The organism is Marinobacter sp. EN3, assembly GCF_000475315.1.
GTDB classification, from domain to species: domain Bacteria; phylum Pseudomonadota; class Gammaproteobacteria; order Pseudomonadales; family Oleiphilaceae; genus Marinobacter; species Marinobacter nauticus.
In genome coordinates, this window is record NZ_AXCC01000029.1 from 1 (window position 1) to 16,108 (window position 16,108).

Sequence of the window (16,108 nt, forward strand, 5' to 3'; positions counted from 1 at the left end):
TCACGTTCGCCGGAATACGCACACCAATGCAGTTCTCAAAAATATCTGCGAGGGGAGCGTAGTTACAAACCACGGCGGCTTCGTTTGCTTTAATCCACCTCTCCGGATCTATTCCTTCCCACGAGATGTCGAACCCAGCGTTTACGATGAGATGTTCAAAGAAGATCCTTTGAGCCCGTCCGTTGCCTTCTCTGAAAGGATGAATCATGTTGATGTCGCCGTAGTATTCTGCGGCCTTTGCCACCAACTTATCCCTGGAGAGCGAAGTGAGGTGTTCCTCATTTTTGAGGCAGTCGAAGATTTTTTCCGATTCTTTTTCGATTCGTCGGACAGTGCAGAAACGTGTGTCTGCTTTCGAGATATCAACCGTTCTTATTTCACCGGCCCGGGAGTAGATCTCCTGGAACAGCACACGATGAATCGATTTGAGGTAGTCTAAATCATAAGGGGATGGATGAACTCGATGGTATCGGCATTGACGTTCGAGATCTCGCGTTCTGCTTCGTGTATCAGCTCGCCATCCCTGATGTCGAAAAGGTTGATTAGAACATCTGAGTTTTCATAGCAGTAGCTGTCGTTGCCGACGCCATACTTATCAAGCACACTTCATGGCCAGCTTTTTGTATTTCCTGATCAAAGTCTTTTTGTTCGACATTTTGGCACCTTCCTCCACGTAAAAGCCTTCCAGGCGCATGCTGGCGTGATAGTTGGCCATCCTGGTCTTCCGGACATGTGCGGCTCTCTGCTCGTCTGAAGGCATTCTAGCTTCTGCGTTTCGAGCCATCGTGAAATAACCCTATAGTGGACAGCTAAATTTGATTGGTTTGAGCAAAATTATACGTGCTCTTAAGCTTCAACCGGTCACCTCAGTATATCAGTTCTTCAAAACCTTACCATTAGGACTGGGTCAGTGAATCGACCGCCAGAGCGGGCTTTACACCTATTGGAATCGTTTTGCTCTCATTCTTCTACGTTACCAGGCCCAGGCCAATTAGGCAGGTTCGGATAACTGCACGGTCGCCCGCAAAGTCGTGGAAGAGATCAACAGCTTTCGAAAGCAACACCAAATCTGACTGCGACACCTTGGGCGCCTGAGCCTATCTTTTCTATATACAATGTATATACTAAAAATGTTCTCAGTGAGTGGATGACCCATGGCAGCCGATAGTATTTCCGAAAAGCAGTTGAAGCCACGCAAGAAAAAGGCAGGGAAAAAAGACTCTCAGCTACTGATTCGGATCAACAGTTCAGAGCGCGATGAATTCATTTCATTGTGTGAGGAGCTGGATACCAGTGCCGCCAGAGAGGTGCGAAAGTTCATACGCAACTTCGTGCGAACCCATAAGGACGACTGAGGGCGGTAATCGAGCAATCACACACCAGGAGTGAATCATGGCCAAGAAAACTACGAAGAAAGTAACCAGCCTGAAAAAAGAAATCAAAGCCCGTAAGGCGAAGATCGCCAAGCAGGAAGGCAAGCTGAAGAACCTGAAGAAGAAGCTCAAGAAAGCGGCATAAACTGCCATGTAGCGCGCCGTATTCGGTAAGAGTCCGGATACTTTGTTGCTAGCTATACGTAAAGAAGCCCCGCCAATGTGTGGGGCTTCTTTATTGGCGTAGGACGGCGTGAATAGCTTCAAAGCAGTAACGGGGTAGAACCCCATGGCATTCAGCGCTGGAAAGAGGGGGAGAGCCTCGCATTAACATTGCCCCTAAACAAAGTACGACACCTCGAACGCTCGACCGGGCAATCCGAGCACCACTTAATTTGAATAAGGACGTGTTTCTTGACCCGCCTTATGCCAACCGAAAAAAAATCACTAGGCTAATTGGTTTTCGTATACAACCAGCTATCCCTGTCTTCGTCCCAGCATAAACCCGGTCAAGCCGCCTGCAATGATGCTGCCCGCGCTTGCTAACAGGAAGATTCGGATATTTCTGGAGGCGTCTGAAGTTGGATGTTCGGGTGACCAATACCTCCGTTGAGGTCATGCATAAAGGTCAGCGCGTGGCGCTACACCCCCGCCACGGCAAGAGCCGGTTCGTCACCCTGACCGAGCTCATGCCCAAGTCCCACCAGGCCCATCAGAACTGGTCTCCCGGGCGGTTCCTGAACTGGGCCAGGGACATCGGTCCCGCCACGCTCGACGTGGTACAGCGACAGCTAAAGGATCGCCCTCATCCGGAGCATGGTTACCGATCATGCCTGGGGCTATTGAACCTGAGTCGACGTTACAGCCGTGACCGGTTGGAGCAGGCCTGTAGCCGAGCACTGGCCATCAACTCGGCCAGCTATCAGAGCATCAGCTCGATCCTGAAGCAGGGGCTGGATCAGCTCCCGTTACCCCTGGCCGAGGAGGAGTCGGAACTGACTGAGCTGCCAGTACACACCAACGTTCGCGGCCCCCGCTACTACCACTGATCCCGGAGAAACTGATGTTGACTCAAAACACCCTCGACACCCTGCGCCAACTCAAACTGACCGGCATGTGCGATGCCCTGGAACAGCAGCGGGCACAGCCCGACACCCACGACCTGGCGTTCGAGGAACGCCTGGCCTTGCTGATCGACCGGGAGGTGCTACATCGTGAAAATCGCCGTCTGGATCGGCTGCTGAAGGCTGCCCGGTTGCGGGTCGCGGCCTGCGTGGAAGACGTCGATTACCGCCATCCACGGGGGCTGGAGCGCTCCCGCATGGCGGGCCTGGCCAGCTGTGACTGGATCCGCCAATCCCTGAACCTGTGCATCACCGGCCCAACCGGTTGCGGCAAGACCTGGCTGGCCTGCGCCCTGGGCAACCAGGCCTGCCGGCAGGGGCTCTCGGTTCGCTACTTGCGCGTGCCGCGCCTGTTCGAGCAGGTGCGCATCGCCCACGGCGATGGCAGCTACGCACGGCTGATGAACCAGTTGCTGAAGACCGACCTGCTGATCCTGGACGACTGGGGCATGCAGAAGGTGACGGCACAACAACGGCAAGACCTGATGGAAGTAATCGAAGACCGGCACGGGCGAGGCTCAACGCTCATCGCGAGCCAGTTACCAACCGAACACTGGCACGACTACATCGGCTCCGCCACGCTCGCCGACGCCATCCTGGATCGGCTCCTGCACGGCGCTCACCGGCTCAATCTGAAGGGAGAATCACTGCGAAAAGCGAAAACACAAAAGACGGAATCGGTTGACCCATCGTGACCGTTCAGAGTACAAAATCGACTCCAGCGTGATGGCCGTGTGCAAACCGGTCACGATCCCCGGAATGACCGGTCACGTTCGCCGGAATACGCAAGCGCGTGGCGCGCAACGCGGCCAGCCAAGGAGTAACACTGACTTACGACCAGGCGCTGATCGACCACTTTGCCCAAGAAGGCTACAAGCCCGAGTTTGGGGCGCGTGAACTCAAGCGATTGATTCGTAGCGAGTTGGAAACCGCGCTGGCGAGGGAAATGCTCGGTGGCGGCATCGGCAAGGACGATCACGCCAATGCACGCTGGGACGAGAAAGCGGAGCGCGTGAGCTTCGAGCGCAAGGAGCCGCCGGAGGCCCAGGTTGGGACGGAGAAATCCGACGAAGCCAAGACCGCCGAAGAGCCGCAGAGCGATACGGGCAAGACAGCGCGCAAGAAGAAGCCGTCGAGCGGGCAAAAATGATGCATCGGGAGGCTCTCGTGGCCAACTCTAGCGTAGGGCTGGTACGGGTAGTCTCCCTTTCATCACTCGCGGCCACTGTCACCAAGGCGACGGGACATTGCGCCTTCGTGCAGTGGGTGGCGCGCTGCGTGCGGCCGCTTGCGATCCGGTTGAGCAACGGATTGGCGCGTCTGTTCGCACCCAATCCTTAGCGACTCGATTCTTGAGGGATGCCGATTATGGAGAAGAAAGATCAATGGAATATCGGTTACTGGATCGTCGCGATCCTCTTGTTGCTCATGTTGCAGGACTACTGGCAGGCGGCTCAGACGATCGAGCCCGTACCATACAGTGATTTCGAGAAGGCGCTGGCGGAGGGGCGTGTCGCCGAAGTGCTGGTGTCGGATCGCACGGTCACCGGGCGCCTGAAAGCGCCTGACAGCCGCGGCAAGACCACGATCGTAGCGACCCGCGTCGAACCCGACCTCGCAGATCGCCTGTCGAAATATGACGTGCCCTATGCCCGCGTGGTGGAAAGCACATGGCTGCGCGACATCTTGTCGTGGATTCTGCCGGCCATAGCCTTCTTTGGGGTCTGGTTCTTCCTGTTCAGACGCTTCGCTGAGAAACAGGGCATGGGGGGCTTCCTGAGCATTGGCAAGAGCCGTGCAAAGGTATTCATGGAGAAGAATACTGGCGTGACCTTTGCCGATGTCGCTGGCGTTGATGAAGCCAAGGCGGAGTTGGTTGAGATCGTCGACTTCCTCAAGAATCCGCAAGAGTATGGACGGCTCGGGGCGCGCATTCCCAAGGGCGTGTTGCTGGTCGGCCCACCGGGCACCGGCAAGACATTGCTGGCCAAGGCCGTGGCCGGTGAGGCGGCGGTGCCCTTCTTCTCCATCTCCGGATCAGAGTTTGTCGAGATGTTTGTCGGCGTGGGAGCGGCCCGTGTGCGCGACCTGTTCGAACAGGCGCGTGCGCAGGCGCCGGCGATCATCTTCATTGATGAGCTGGATGCTTTGGGTCGCGCACGCGGTGCCGGAGGACCGATCGGTGGACACGACGAGCGTGAGCAGACGCTGAACCAGTTGCTCACCGAAATGGATGGCTTCGACAGCTCGGTCGGGCTGATCATCCTTGCAGCCACCAACCGGCCGGAGGTCCTCGATCAGGCCTTGCTTCGCGCCGGTCGCTTCGACCGTCAGGTGCTGGTGGACCGTCCCGACAAGACAGGTCGCCTGGATATCCTGAAGGTCCATGTCAAGAAGATCACCCTGGCCCAAGGTGTAGATCTGGAACAGGTGGCGGCGCTGACCACCGGCTTTTCCGGCGCTGATCTGGCCAATCTCGTGAACGAAGCAGCGCTGAACGCGACGCGGCGCAAGGCGCAGGCTGTGGAACTGCAAGACTTCACCGCCGCCATCGAGCGCATCGTGGCCGGTCTGGAAAGGAAGAACCGTGTGCTCAATCCGAAGGAGCGGGAAACCGTGGCCTATCACGAGATGGGACATGCGTTGGTGGCGCTGGCGCTGCCCGGCACCGATCCGGTACACAAGATTTCAATCGTTCCGCGTGGCATCGGTGCACTCGGCTACACCCTGCAGCGGCCCACAGAAGACCGATTTCTGATGACACGTGCTGACCTGGAGCACAAGATCGCCGTGCTCCTGGGCGGGCGCGCGGCTGAGAAGCTCGTGTTTGGCGAGCTGTCCACAGGGGCTTCAGACGATCTCGCGCGGGCCACCGACATCGCCCGCGACATGATTACGCGCTTCGGCATGGATGAGGGCTTGGGGTACGTTGCTTTTGAGGCACAGCGGCCGCGTTTTCTTGATGCGCCTGAACTGGTACAGGGTGGCTGCCGGGTAGCCGAATCGACTCAGGCACGCATCGACCAAGCCATCCGTGACATCGTGATGGGTGTGTTTGATCGTGCATACCGAATTCTCGAAATTAACCGAGAAGTGCTGGAGCGGTGCGCGCGCGAACTGCTCGCACGGGAAACGCTGGATGAATACAGCATCCGCCAACTGACGCAAGGGCTACAGCTCGAATCCCCATGTCACAGTGGTCCAACTGCCGGAGCCATTGCTTCCTCTGTGTCCCAGGGAGCCCCTCATGAGTGACAGCGTTCATATCGTCTGCCCACACTGCCAATCCATCAATCGCGTGCCAGCCAACAAGTTGGCAGAGAAGCCCAATTGCGGGCGGTGCCAGCACCCGCTGTTCACCGGAGAACCCATCGAGCTGACTACAGCGACGGTAGAGGACATCACCGATCTCACGAGGGTAGAGCAGGCGCTGAACTCTATGCGCCGACAGCGAGAAGAGTTGGCCAGCCACGTTCCCGGTATGCTTTACCAATACCGTCTTCGTCCTGACGGCAGTTCGCACTTCCCTTATGCCAGTGCGAGGATACAGGAAATATACGGGGTTGCACCGGAGGATGTTGTTGAAGATGCCACTCCTGCGTTCGCTGCGCTCCATCCTGAAGACCGCGACCGTGTGCATGAAACCATACAGGCGTCGGGGAGGTCACTCGCGCTTTGGCATGACGAGTACCGGGTGCAGTTTCCAGACGGTCGGGTGATCTGGGTCGAAGGCGAGGCGTCGCCTGAAGCCATGCCTGATGGGAGCATCCTCTGGCACGGTTATATCCATGATGTCACCTCACGCAGAAGAACCGCGGAAGAGCTTCGCCTTGCGGCTAAAGTTTTTGCGCACGCAGGAGAGGGCATCCTCGTTACCGACGCTCAGGCCCATATTGTCAACGTCAACCGGGCGTTTACCGTGATCACTGGTTATGCGCGGGAGGAAGTATTGGGCCAGACACCTCGTCTGCTCGAGTCCAATCGCTATGACGATGAGTTCTATCTGACCGTTTGGCAGGCTCTGCGTGAGCACGACTATTGGCACGGAGAGCTCTGGTGCCGACGCAAGAACGGCAGTCAGTTTGCCGCGCTGCTGACGATCAGTGCAGTCCCGGATATGCGGGGCAATATCGAGCATTACGCAGCCATGTTTTCCGACATCACAGCGCTGAAGGAGAACCAGCAACAGCTTGAACGCGTTGCTCATTACGACCTGCTCACCGGCTTACCCAATCGACTATTGCTTGGAGACCGCCTTAAGCAGGCCATTTGTCAGACACGGCGGCGTGGCATGCACCTGGCGGTTGTCTTCATCGATCTGGATGGATTCAAGGAGGTCAACGACCAGCACGGCCACGCAGTCGGCGACAAATTGCTGTCCGTCCTGTCCAGGCGTATGACGCAGGTGTTGCGCGAAGGCGATACCTTGGCCCGCCTTGGTGGTGATGAGTTTGTCGCTGTTCTGGTCGACCTGCCGGATGTTTCCATCAGCGTACCGATTCTCGATCGCCTGATCGAGGTGGCTGCACAGCCCGTACCGATTGGTGACGCACTGTGCGAGGTGAGCGCGAGTATCGGTGTGAGCTATTACCCGCAAGGCGAAGATATCGACGCCGACCAACTGCTGCGGCAGGCAGATCAGGCTATGTATCGTGCCAAGCAAGCCGGCAAGAATCGATATCACGTTTTCGATATGGAGAAGGATGGTACGCTGCGCACCCGTCACGAAGGATTGGACAGCATAGCGAATGCCCTTGCCAATGGGCAGTTTCTGCTTTATTACCAACCTAAGGTCAACATGCGCACCGGTGAGGTGCTGGGCGCCGAAGCCTTGATCCGCTGGCAACATCCGACGCGTGGCTTGTTATCTCCTGCCTCCTTCATACCCATCATTGAGAACCATCCGCTCGGGATTGACGTGGGGGAATGGACCATCGAGGCTGCGCTGACCCAGATCGAAGTTTGGCGCAAGGCCGGCCTACATGTCCCGATCAGCGTGAATATCGGTGCGCGACACTTGCTGCAACCGGACTTCATCATGCATCTACGGGGTATGTTGTCACGACATCCCGGCGCCCAGCCGCAAGACCTTGAACTGGAAATCCTCGAAACCAGCGCCGTGGAGGACTTCGTTCAAGTGTCTCAGTTGATGGCCCAGTGCGGGAGGATGGGATTGCGGTTTGCCCTCGACGATTTCGGCAGCGGCTATTCATCGCTGACCTATCTGAAGCGCCTGCCCGCGCACCTGCTCAAGATCGACCAGGGTTTTATACGCGACATGCTCGAGGATCCGGACGATATCGCCATCCTGGATGCGCTACTGGCACTGGCAAGGTCGTTTGGCAGGAACTGCATCGCGGAGGGAGTTGAATCCATTCAGCATGGTGAAATGCTGCTGCGTATGGGATGCGAGTGGGGCCAGGGTTATGCCATCGGGCATCCGATGCCGGCGCATGAATTCGAGCAATGGCTACACACCTGGCAGGTACCCTTATCCTGGAAGGGATTCAAGCCTGACAGTCGCTCCGCGCTGCCCGTGCCGTTCACATACGCCGACCACAGGGTCTGGATTTCCCAGATGATCGACTATCTGTCAGGTAAGACCCAAGTGCCGCCTCAACCCGAAGCACTCCAATACTGGCGGGATCAAAGTGGCCGCCCTACGTTCTTCGGCAAGGACCCTGATGATCAGGTCGATGTCCTGCATCAGAGCATCCAGCAGTTAGCGCACACCCTGAGTGAAATGAAAAATGCCGGCCGAGTCGAGGCATTGAGGGCTGGCATCGACAAGTTGCAACATTTGCAGGCGGATTTGCTGGGATTGCTGCCGCCAGACCAGAAGCCGGATTGATGCCATGCACGGGACAAAGGGTTGACGTGCAAAAGGCTGATCGAGTCGTCTTCTCGCACTCCCCGTTCCATTAAGGTTTCATCGAAAGAGAGAGCAACGCTTATGCATAAAGAATCTGGCCACACGACCCTTGACGAGATACGCTCCCAGTGGCGGCTGATGACGGTTTACGAGCGCTTCGAGCAGGTCGTCGCCCTCGTTCTGTCAGCGGTAATTGCCGTCATCATCGTGGTGTCGCTGTTCCAGCTCATCGCTATCGTCTTCACGCTGCTGGTCCTCGATGCCTTCAATCCCCTGGATCACAAGGTATTCCAGAATGTGTTCGGCATGATCATGACGCTCCTGATCGCGATGGAATTCAAACATTCGATCGTCAGAGTGGCGCTGCGTAAGGAAAGCATCATCCAGGTCAAGACCGTCATTCTGATCGCGATCCTGGCACTGGCCCGCAAGTTCATCATCCTTGGCCCTGACGTTGATCCTGCCAAAGTGGCCGCCCTGGCGGGGACGATACTGGCCTTGGGTCTGACCTATTGGCTCATGCGTGAACGCGACGACCGGATGAGCGAGCAATTGGACCATGGCTCTTTATAGTCTAGACGGTCGACACGATGCCAGGTCGAGGCACCGCTGGCTCAATCGCTTTCAAACCGTACTGCTGGTTTTGACCCTGGTGGGGATCGCGGCTACCGCTGGCAGTCTGCTGTTCGGCGAGATTGGCCTTTGGCTAGCACTGGCAAGCTGCGCATTGACCCTGCTGATCGAACCTGTCGCCGCCTCCGCGATGACCTTGCGCCTCTATGGCGCCCGTCCCTTGCATTACCAGGAAGCCCCCGTAATTTGGTCGCTGTTGCGGGAGTTGGCCGTGCGCGCCGGATTACCGAATACGCCGGTTCCCCACTATGTGCCCAGCGGCATCGTCAACGCTTTTGCTACTGGTTCGCGACGCCAGGCCTCTATTGCGCTCACTGATGGCCTGCTCCGCAGCCTGAGTATCCGGGAACTGCAAGCCGTGCTGGCGCATGAGGTCGCGCACATCGCTCAAGACGATCTGCGTGTCATGGGTCTGGCTGATTCGATCAGCCGGCTCACGAGCCTGCTGGCATTGCTGGGTCAGATTACGCTCCTGATCAGTATTCCGGCGCTGTTGGCCGGTGCCGTAGAAATTAACTGGCTTGGCTTACTGCTGTTGGTCGCTTCGCCGCAACTGGCACTGCTCGCGCAGTTGGGCCTGTCACGCGTGCGAGAGTTCGATGCCGACCGGATGGCCGCAGAGCTGACGGGGGATCCGCACGGGCTTGCCTCGGCGCTGGCGAAGATCGAGCGGGTGAGCCGCTCGTGGCGCGCCTGGATGTTGCCCGGTTGGGGCAATCCCGAACCGTCCTGGTTGCGCACGCATCCGACGACAGAGGATCGTATCGCGCGCCTGATGGCGTTGGCGCCTCAGCCATCGCAGACCCTGCCGTTCCAAACGGAATATCTCGTGCCAAGGTCGCTCGCCCCGATGCGCCCACCACGCCGGGGCCTGAGCGGCCTTTGGCGCTAAATCACTGAAAGGACCCCCCGTCATGGCTTACCCCGATCCTTACCCACAACGCCCAGCTCCGGATCAATTCGTCCAGCGGTGGCTCTTCATCACCGCGTGCGTTGCCGCACTCATGCTGTTCTGGCAGTTCCTGCCCGCCATCGAAGCCTGGTTCAGCCCGCGCCAAGCCGCTGAGCGCACAGTCACGCCGCGTGGCGATCTGGCCGCAGACGAACAGGCCACCATCGAACTGTTCGAAAAATCACGCGCCTCGGTGGTCTACATCACCACCGCGCAGCTGGTGCGCGACGTCTGGACGCGCAATGTCTTCTCCGTGCCCCGTGGCACGGGATCGGGCTTCATCTGGGACGACGCCGGCCACGTCGTCACCAACTTCCATGTTATCCAGGGCGCGTCCGACGCCACCGTCAAACTCGCCGATGGCCGCGACTACCGGGCCGCACTGGTGGGGGCTAGCCCAGCACACGACATCGCCGTACTCAAGATCGGCGTCGGCTTCAAACGCCCGCCTGCCGTGCCGGTCGGCACCAGCGCCGACCTCAAGGTGGGACAGAAAGTGTTTGCTATCGGCAACCCCTTTGGCCTGGACTGGACGCTCACCACCGGCATCGTCTCCGCGCTCGACCGCTCGTTACCGGGAGAAGCGGGCGGCCCGGCTATTGATCACCTGATCCAGACCGATGCCGCCATTAACCCCGGCAACTCGGGCGGCCCCCTGCTCGATTCGGCCGGGCGGCTTATCGGCATCAACACGGCGATCTACAGCCCCTCCGGCGCCTCGGCCGGGATCGGTTTTGCTGTGCCGGTGGACACCGTCATGCGGGTAGTGCCGCAACTCATCAAGTCCGGCAAGTACATCCGCCCGGCGCTTGGCATCGAGGTGGACGAACAGCTCAATCAGCGCCTGCTTGCACTGACCGGAAACAAGGGCGTGTTCGTGCTGCGTGTCACCCCCGGCTCTGCAGCACACAAAGCCGGGCTCGCTGGGGTCGAGATTACCCCGCAAGGCATCGTGCCCGGCGACCGCATCGTTCGCATCGACGGCACGGCGATCGACGATGTGGCTAACCTGCTCGCCTGGCTCGACGACAGGAAGGTCGGCGATGTGGTGCTCTTGTCCGTGGAACGGGCCGGCAAATCGCGAGAGGTGCAGGTGGAGTTGCAGCCCGGGATTTGATTCAGTTGAATCTCTGGTTCATGCGGCGTCGCAGAGGTGGCCGTACCCAATCGTCCAGAACCCTGCCGGGCAGATCTAGGGGGCGGCAGTGATCTCGATTCCGCGTTTCACCTTACGTTCGAATCCCTCGGTATAGTAATTCATTACTCACCTTGTCCAGTGGTTAGATAAGGCTTCCGCCTGCTCCATAATCAACTCAATCGCCGCTGGCGCCTTGTCTGGCGGGTACTTGTACCGCTGCAACGTCCGCCGCACCAGAATCCTAAGCTTGGCCCGCACGCTCTCCCGTACCTGCCAGTCCACGGTGGTGGATTTGCGCAGCTTGTCGGTGATCTCCACGGCGATCTTCTTCAGGATCTCGTCGCCCAGCTCCCGCACGGCGCTTTCATTGCTGGCCAGGGCGTCGTAGAAGGCCACTTCGTCCGGATTCAGGCCCAGCGCAGCATCCCGCTCCATTTCAGCCTGGAACTGCTTGGCCATTGCGATCAGCTCTTCGATCACCTGAGCAGTTTCGATGCCCCGGTTGTTGTATTTGCGCAACGTCTCCTGCAGGCGGTCGGCGTATTTCTTCTCCTGCACTACGTTGTTGCGGGTTTTGGCCTTGATGTCGTCTTTGAGCAGCTTTTCCAGCAGCTCCACGGCGAAGTTCTTGTAGGGCATCTGCCGAACGTCTTCCAGGAACTCGTCAGAGAGCAGCCCGATGTTGGGCTTGTCCAGGCCGCACAGGGCGAAGACATCGGTTACCCCTTCGGCGACCAGCGCGTTGTCCAGGATCTGCTTTAGGGCGGTGTTCTTCTCTTCCTCGGTCAGCTTCTTGTCCACACTGGTGAATTTGGTGATGGCTGTCTTCACCTGCGACAGGAACGCCACTTCTTTTTGAAGTTCCTGGGCTTCGTCCAGGGTGGCGCACAGGGAGAAGGCCTTGTTCATGGCCAGCACAGTATCCAGGAAGCGCTTCTTGCCGTCTTCCAGGCTGAGCACGTAGTTGGCGGTGGGCACCAGATACTTGTGGGGCTCGGTTTCGAATCCGCTGTAGCTGAATCCCTTACCTTTGGGGCCGGGCGCAAACATGCCGTGGATGATGTCCAGCTTCTCCAGCAGGATGGCGTAGGCTTCATCGGCGCTGTGGGTGGGGGAGCCCTTGCCCTTGGCGTCTGTATAGGTTTTCAGAGCCTGTTTAAGCTCGTTGGCAATGCCGATGTAATCCACCACCAGCCCGCCGGGCTTGTCCTTGAACACGCGGTTTACCCGGGCAATGGCCTGCATCAGGTTGTGGCCCTTCATGGGCTTGTCCACATACATGGTGTGACAGCAGGGCGCATCGAAGCCGGTCAGCCACATATCCCGCACGATCACCAGCCTGAGCGGGTCGTTGATGTCCTTGAAGCGCTTCTCGAACCGCTTCTTGGTCTGTTTGTTATGGATGTGCGGCTGCAACAGGGGGCGGTCAGAGGCGGAGCCGGTCATCACAATCTTGATGGCGCCTTTCTCCGGATCGTCGTCGTGCCACTCCGGGCGCAGGGCGACAATCTCGTTATAGAGGTGAACCGCAATCTCCCGGCTCATGGCCACAATCATGGCCTTGCCATCGATGGTGCTGGAGCGGGTTTCAAAGTGGTTTACCAGGTCTTTCGCCACCTGTTTCAGGCGCGGGCCGGCACCGACCAGCTTTTCCAGCCGGCTCCATTCGCCCTTGGTTTTCTCGCGGCTGCCAACGTCTTCGTCGTCCTCAACCACTTCCTCCACCTGATCGGACAGCTCCTCGATCTGTTCGCGGTTGATGTCCAGCTTGGCCAGGCGGGATTCGTAGAAGATGGGCACGGTCGCGCCATCGTCCACGGCATCCTGGATGTCGTAGATGGACACGTAATCGCCGAACACGGCCCGGGTGTCTTTGTCTTCGCTCTCGATGGGGGTGCCGGTAAAGCCGATGAACGAGGCATTAGGCAGGGCATCGCGCATGTGGCGGGCGTAGCCAAACTTGTAGGTGCCGTCTTTCTTTAGGGTGGCTTTCAGGCCGTACTGGCTGCGGTGGGCTTCGTCTGAGATCACCACGATGTTGTGGCGGTCGTTCAGAACCGGGTGGCCAGATTCATCGTTCAGCAGGGCGAACTTCTGTACCGTGGTGAAGATGATGCCGCCGGATTCCCGCTCAGACAGCAGGCGCCGTAGCGTATCCCGGTCGTTGGCCTGCACCGGTTCCTGTTTCAACAATTCCCGGGCGGCGCTGAAGGTGGCGAACAACTGGCCGTCCAGATCGTTGCGGTCGGTGACCACAATCAGGGTGGGGTTGTTCATCTCCGGCTGTTGCAGCAGCTTGCCGGCGTAACAGCACATGGAAATACTCTTGCCGGAACCCTGGGTGTGCCACACCACGCCGGCTTTCTTGCTGCCGGGCAGAACTTCGTCACCGTAGGTGGCTCGCTTCTCCTTGGCCCAATGCCCGTGCTCCGGTGCCTGGGCGGCAATCACCGTGGCCTTTACCGCTTCACGCACCGCATGGAACTGGTGGTAACCGGCAATCTTCTTGATCAGCTTGTCGGAATCCGTCTCGAAGATCACGAAGTAGCGGATGTAATCGAGGAACAGCTTCCGGTCGAAGAAGCCCCGCACCATGGTCTCCAGCTGCCATTCCATCAGTGGCTTGTCGTCCTCGTGCTTGAGGGTGCGCCAGGGCATGTAGCGTTCCTGGCTGGCGGTTAGGGAACCCACGCGGGCCAGATAGCCGTCGCTGATAATCGCCGCCTCGTTGTAGGCGAACAGATCGGAGCATTCGTCTTTGTAGGTTTGGATCTGGTTGTAGGCGTCCCAGATGTTCACGTTCTCGGTACCGGGGCTTTTCAGCTCCAATACCGCCAGGGGCAGGCCGTTGATGAAGCAGATCACATCCGGCCGGCGGAGCTGTTTGGAGCCCTCAATGGTGAACTGATTGATGGCCCGGAAACGGTTGGCAGGCAGGTCGCCAAAATCCACCAGAAAGGCCTGATCGTGAACTACCTTATCGTGCTCTTTATCGTTCGCTCTGGGCAGCTTGTACTCCACCGGCACACCGTCCAGCAACAGGCGGTGAAAGGCCCGGTTGCTGATCACCACGTCCAGGCTTTCGGGTTTGCGAACAACGGCCACAGCCTGTTCAACGGCGCTTTGGGGCAGGTGAGGGTTGATGCGCTGTATCGCAGCCTCAAGATCCGCCAGCAACAATACCTGCCGGTAATCGGCCCGTTCCGGGGCTTCGCCCTCCGGTGCCAGGTCAGGCCCGTGGGCGATCTCCCAGCCGCCTTCGGCAAACCATTCCAGGCATTGTTGTTCCAGCTGATCTTCCGTCATACCTCAGTCCTTATTCCCCTTCACCTCTAACATCGGCGGACTCCCTCAGCAGCAGGAAATGCTCAATCAGCCGGATCATCAGGGTTTTCTGATCCGGCAGGCTTTCCGCTACCAACAGAGCCAAGGCCACCAGGGTGTTGTCATTAATCAGTTGTTCTACCGGCCGTGCCAGTAAAGCGGCGTTGCGGCGCAGATACCATAGAAACAGAAACGAGCCACAGCGCTTGTTGCCATCGGCTAGCGGGTGGTTTTTGATCACGAAGTAGAGCAGGTGAGCGGCACGGGTAGCCACGTTCGGATAAAAGAGCTCATCCCCAAAGCCCTGCTCGATAGTCGCCAACGCGGAAGCCAGGCCGTCACCCCGTAACTGGCCGAACAGCTCGGTGGCCTCGCCCTTGGCCATGAGCGTTTGCTTGAGTTCGCCAATGGCTTCTAGTGCCTCGTCCAGCTCCAGCGGTTGCATGTCTGGCTGCTTGATACCTACTTCGGCCAGCTGCTGCTCGTCGTAGCCTTGCAGCAAGCTCCAGGAGCGGGCGTAGTCGCTGATTACCCGGGCGACAGCCTCGCCTTCATTGGATACCAGGCCCTGATTGGTGAGGGTGCGGCTCAGCAGATTAACGGCCTGCTCGAACTCGATGCCGCGTTCTTCCAGGCGGCGTTGGTTGAGGGTGTAGCCCTGTACCAAGTGGTCTTTGAGAACCTGGGTGGCCCATTTACGGAATTGTACGCCACGCTGGGATTTCACTCGGTAGCCGACAGAGATGATCATGTCCAGATTGTAGTGATCAATGTCCCGCTGAACCTGGCGCTTGCCCTCCTGGCGAACTATCCGGAATTTCCGGATAGTTGGTTCTTTCTCCAGTTCACCCTCCTGGAACACATTGCCTACGTGCTCGTTGACGGTTCGCACGTCTTTGCCAAACAGCTCCGCCATCTGGACTTGGCTGAGCCATACGGTTTCCTGATCCAGCGCCACTTCCAGCTGCGCCTGGCCGTCGGTTGAGGTGAAGATTCTTACCTGTTGTTCAGTCATGACAGTTCCTTGTCGTTGTTTACAAGCCGCTCAGTATAGTCAATGGCTTATGCATCGTGCTCTGTGCCCGGCTCTTTACTGAAGTTTGTTGTTTTCAGCTCCTGCCGCACTTTGTCCAGCGGCCCGCTCAGCGCTTTTTCCAGCCGGGTCATGTGCTCCACCAACCATTCGATCATCTCGGGCCAGTTGGCCTTGTTGTAGCCATCGACAGGCTTTTCATACTGGATACGGCACGCAATCTTGTCTGGTAGGGGCAGCCATACCAGTTCGTTACCAAAAGCAGTTTCAATCTGGGATTTCATGGTCTGCAGTCGGTCAAATACAAAGCGGTTCGCCTCGGCACGGCTGCTTTGCATACTTAATCCAACACGCACTTCATTTTTGCCAAAGATTAACTGGTAACCCATGCCACTGATCCCGGAGCCAGCATTTAACCAGTGATCTTTGGCTGGACTGATGTTGTTAAACAGCGAGCAGTTACTACGGCCAAAGGCCTCCAGGGTTTGTTCCCAGAAAGACAGACGCAGCGTATGCCGGCTCTTTTGTTCATTGCTGGCGCTCTTTTCCTCGGCCTCCTTGGCCATCATGCCAATCATAAAGTCCGAGGCTTCCGGGGGGGGGGATGATCTGCTCCACGTTCAGGAACAGCTCTGCACCGGCCTGGTAGGGCGTCACCT

At 58.2% G+C, this 16,108-nt stretch carries 13 protein-coding genes and 3 pseudogenes; 11 read left to right on the forward strand and 5 right to left on the reverse strand.

Annotated features, from left to right (window positions below; translation table 11 throughout):
* Nucleotides 1–603, reverse strand: a pseudogene (locus tag Q675_RS30190) (putative adenosine monophosphate-protein transferase Fic); the annotation flags it as partial.
* The gene (locus Q675_RS38220) at nucleotides 596–784 is read right to left on the reverse strand and encodes a YhfG family protein (protein WP_152525364.1); all 189 of its coding nucleotides are present in this window, start codon (nucleotides 782–784) and stop codon (nucleotides 596–598) included. The gene Q675_RS38220 and the pseudogene Q675_RS30190, both read right to left, overlap by 8 nt.
* 370 nt (nucleotides 785–1,154) lie before the next feature.
* Between Q675_RS38220 and Q675_RS30195 the strand changes: the two genes are divergently transcribed.
* The 11 genes and pseudogenes from Q675_RS30195 (at nucleotide 1,155) to Q675_RS30235 (ending at nucleotide 11,071) form a co-directional block, all read left to right on the forward strand.
* On the forward strand, nucleotides 1,155–1,355 hold the full coding sequence (locus tag Q675_RS30195; RefSeq protein WP_023011414.1) for a hypothetical protein: 201 nt from the start codon (nucleotides 1,155–1,157) through the stop codon (nucleotides 1,353–1,355).
* A gap of 37 nt (nucleotides 1,356–1,392) precedes the next feature.
* On the forward strand, nucleotides 1,393–1,518 hold the full coding sequence (locus Q675_RS38520; RefSeq protein ID WP_023011415.1) for a hypothetical protein: 126 nt from the start codon (nucleotides 1,393–1,395) through the stop codon (nucleotides 1,516–1,518).
* A 448-nt stretch (nucleotides 1,519–1,966) separates the two neighbouring features.
* The gene (locus tag Q675_RS30200; RefSeq protein WP_227499560.1) at nucleotides 1,967–2,422 is read left to right on the forward strand and encodes a hypothetical protein; all 456 of its coding nucleotides are present in this window, start codon (nucleotides 1,967–1,969) and stop codon (nucleotides 2,420–2,422) included.
* A 14-nt stretch (nucleotides 2,423–2,436) separates the two neighbouring features.
* Nucleotides 2,437–3,192: an IS21-like element helper ATPase IstB gene (gene istB / locus Q675_RS30205; RefSeq protein ID WP_023011417.1), complete on the forward strand. Its 756-nt coding sequence runs from the start codon at nucleotides 2,437–2,439 to the stop codon at nucleotides 3,190–3,192.
* A gap of 95 nt (nucleotides 3,193–3,287) precedes the next feature.
* Nucleotides 3,288–3,647 (forward strand): annotated as a pseudogene (locus Q675_RS30210) (Clp protease ClpC); the annotation flags it as partial.
* A gap of 218 nt (nucleotides 3,648–3,865) precedes the next feature.
* Entirely contained in the window at nucleotides 3,866–5,752 is a 1,887-nt protein-coding gene (gene ftsH / locus Q675_RS30215; protein WP_023011419.1) for an ATP-dependent zinc metalloprotease FtsH, read from the forward strand.
* Nucleotides 5,745–5,888, forward strand: a pseudogene (locus tag Q675_RS38635) (thiol reductase thioredoxin); the annotation flags it as partial. The gene ftsH and the pseudogene Q675_RS38635, both read left to right, overlap by 8 nt.
* A 90-nt stretch (nucleotides 5,889–5,978) precedes the next feature.
* Complete coding sequence (locus Q675_RS30220) at nucleotides 5,979–8,348, forward strand: GGDEF domain-containing phosphodiesterase (RefSeq protein WP_227499562.1); 2,370 nt, start codon at nucleotides 5,979–5,981, stop codon at nucleotides 8,346–8,348.
* Nucleotides 8,349–8,450: 102 nt separating this feature from the next.
* Nucleotides 8,451–8,942 (forward strand): phosphate-starvation-inducible PsiE family protein, encoded by a 492-nt coding sequence (locus tag Q675_RS30225; protein ID WP_023011421.1) that lies wholly within the window; start codon nucleotides 8,451–8,453, stop codon nucleotides 8,940–8,942.
* Nucleotides 8,929–9,894 carry a zinc metalloprotease HtpX gene (locus Q675_RS30230; protein WP_023011422.1) on the forward strand — a complete coding sequence of 322 codons (966 nt, stop codon included), beginning with the start codon at nucleotides 8,929–8,931 and terminating at the stop codon, nucleotides 9,892–9,894. The genes Q675_RS30225 and Q675_RS30230 overlap by 14 nt, the downstream gene beginning before the upstream one ends.
* A gap of 22 nt (nucleotides 9,895–9,916) precedes the next feature.
* A complete protein-coding gene (locus Q675_RS30235) occupies nucleotides 9,917–11,071 on the forward strand; it encodes a S1C family serine protease (protein WP_023011423.1) in 1,155 nt (384 codons plus the stop codon).
* 147 nt (nucleotides 11,072–11,218) lie between these two features.
* On the opposite strand, the gene Q675_RS30240 is transcribed toward Q675_RS30235, so the two are convergent.
* The 3 genes from Q675_RS30240 to Q675_RS30250 are packed head-to-tail and all read right to left on the reverse strand — an operon-like array spanning nucleotide 11,219 to nucleotide 16,018.
* Entirely contained in the window at nucleotides 11,219–14,398 is a 3,180-nt protein-coding gene (locus Q675_RS30240) for a type I restriction endonuclease subunit R (RefSeq protein WP_023011424.1), read from the reverse strand.
* A 10-nt stretch (nucleotides 14,399–14,408) separates the two neighbouring features.
* A complete protein-coding gene (gene rhuM / locus Q675_RS30245) occupies nucleotides 14,409–15,431 on the reverse strand; it encodes a virulence protein RhuM/Fic/DOC family protein (protein ID WP_023011425.1) in 1,023 nt (340 codons plus the stop codon).
* Nucleotides 15,432–15,478: 47 nt separating this feature from the next.
* Nucleotides 15,479–16,018: a DUF4268 domain-containing protein gene (locus tag Q675_RS30250; protein WP_227499561.1), complete on the reverse strand. Its 540-nt coding sequence runs from the start codon at nucleotides 16,016–16,018 to the stop codon at nucleotides 15,479–15,481.
* Nucleotides 16,019–16,108 lie beyond the last annotated feature (90 nt).

Bases quoted from the DNA above. Each gene is read 5' to 3' on its own strand.
- Q675_RS38220 (WP_152525364.1), bottom strand. From the start codon at position 784: ATGGCTCGAAACGCAGAAGCTAGAATGCCTTCAGACGAGCAGAGAGCC.
- Q675_RS30195 (WP_023011414.1), top strand. From the start codon at position 1,155: ATGGCAGCCGATAGTATTTCCGAAAAGCAGTTGAAGCCACGCAAGAAA.
- Q675_RS38520 (WP_023011415.1), top strand. From the start codon at position 1,393: ATGGCCAAGAAAACTACGAAGAAAGTAACCAGCCTGAAAAAAGAAATC.
- istB (WP_023011417.1), top strand. From the start codon at position 2,437: ATGTTGACTCAAAACACCCTCGACACCCTGCGCCAACTCAAACTGACC.
- ftsH (WP_023011419.1), top strand. From the start codon at position 3,866: ATGGAGAAGAAAGATCAATGGAATATCGGTTACTGGATCGTCGCGATC.
- Q675_RS30220 (WP_227499562.1), top strand. From the start codon at position 5,979: ATGCTTTACCAATACCGTCTTCGTCCTGACGGCAGTTCGCACTTCCCT.
- Q675_RS30225 (WP_023011421.1), top strand. From the start codon at position 8,451: ATGCATAAAGAATCTGGCCACACGACCCTTGACGAGATACGCTCCCAG.
- Q675_RS30230 (WP_023011422.1), top strand. From the start codon at position 8,929: ATGGCTCTTTATAGTCTAGACGGTCGACACGATGCCAGGTCGAGGCAC.
- Q675_RS30235 (WP_023011423.1), top strand. From the start codon at position 9,917: ATGGCTTACCCCGATCCTTACCCACAACGCCCAGCTCCGGATCAATTC.
- Q675_RS30240 (WP_023011424.1), bottom strand. From the start codon at position 14,398: ATGACGGAAGATCAGCTGGAACAACAATGCCTGGAATGGTTTGCCGAA.
- rhuM (WP_023011425.1), bottom strand. From the start codon at position 15,431: ATGACTGAACAACAGGTAAGAATCTTCACCTCAACCGACGGCCAGGCG.
- Q675_RS30250 (WP_227499561.1), bottom strand. From the start codon at position 16,018: ATGATGGCCAAGGAGGCCGAGGAAAAGAGCGCCAGCAATGAACAAAAG.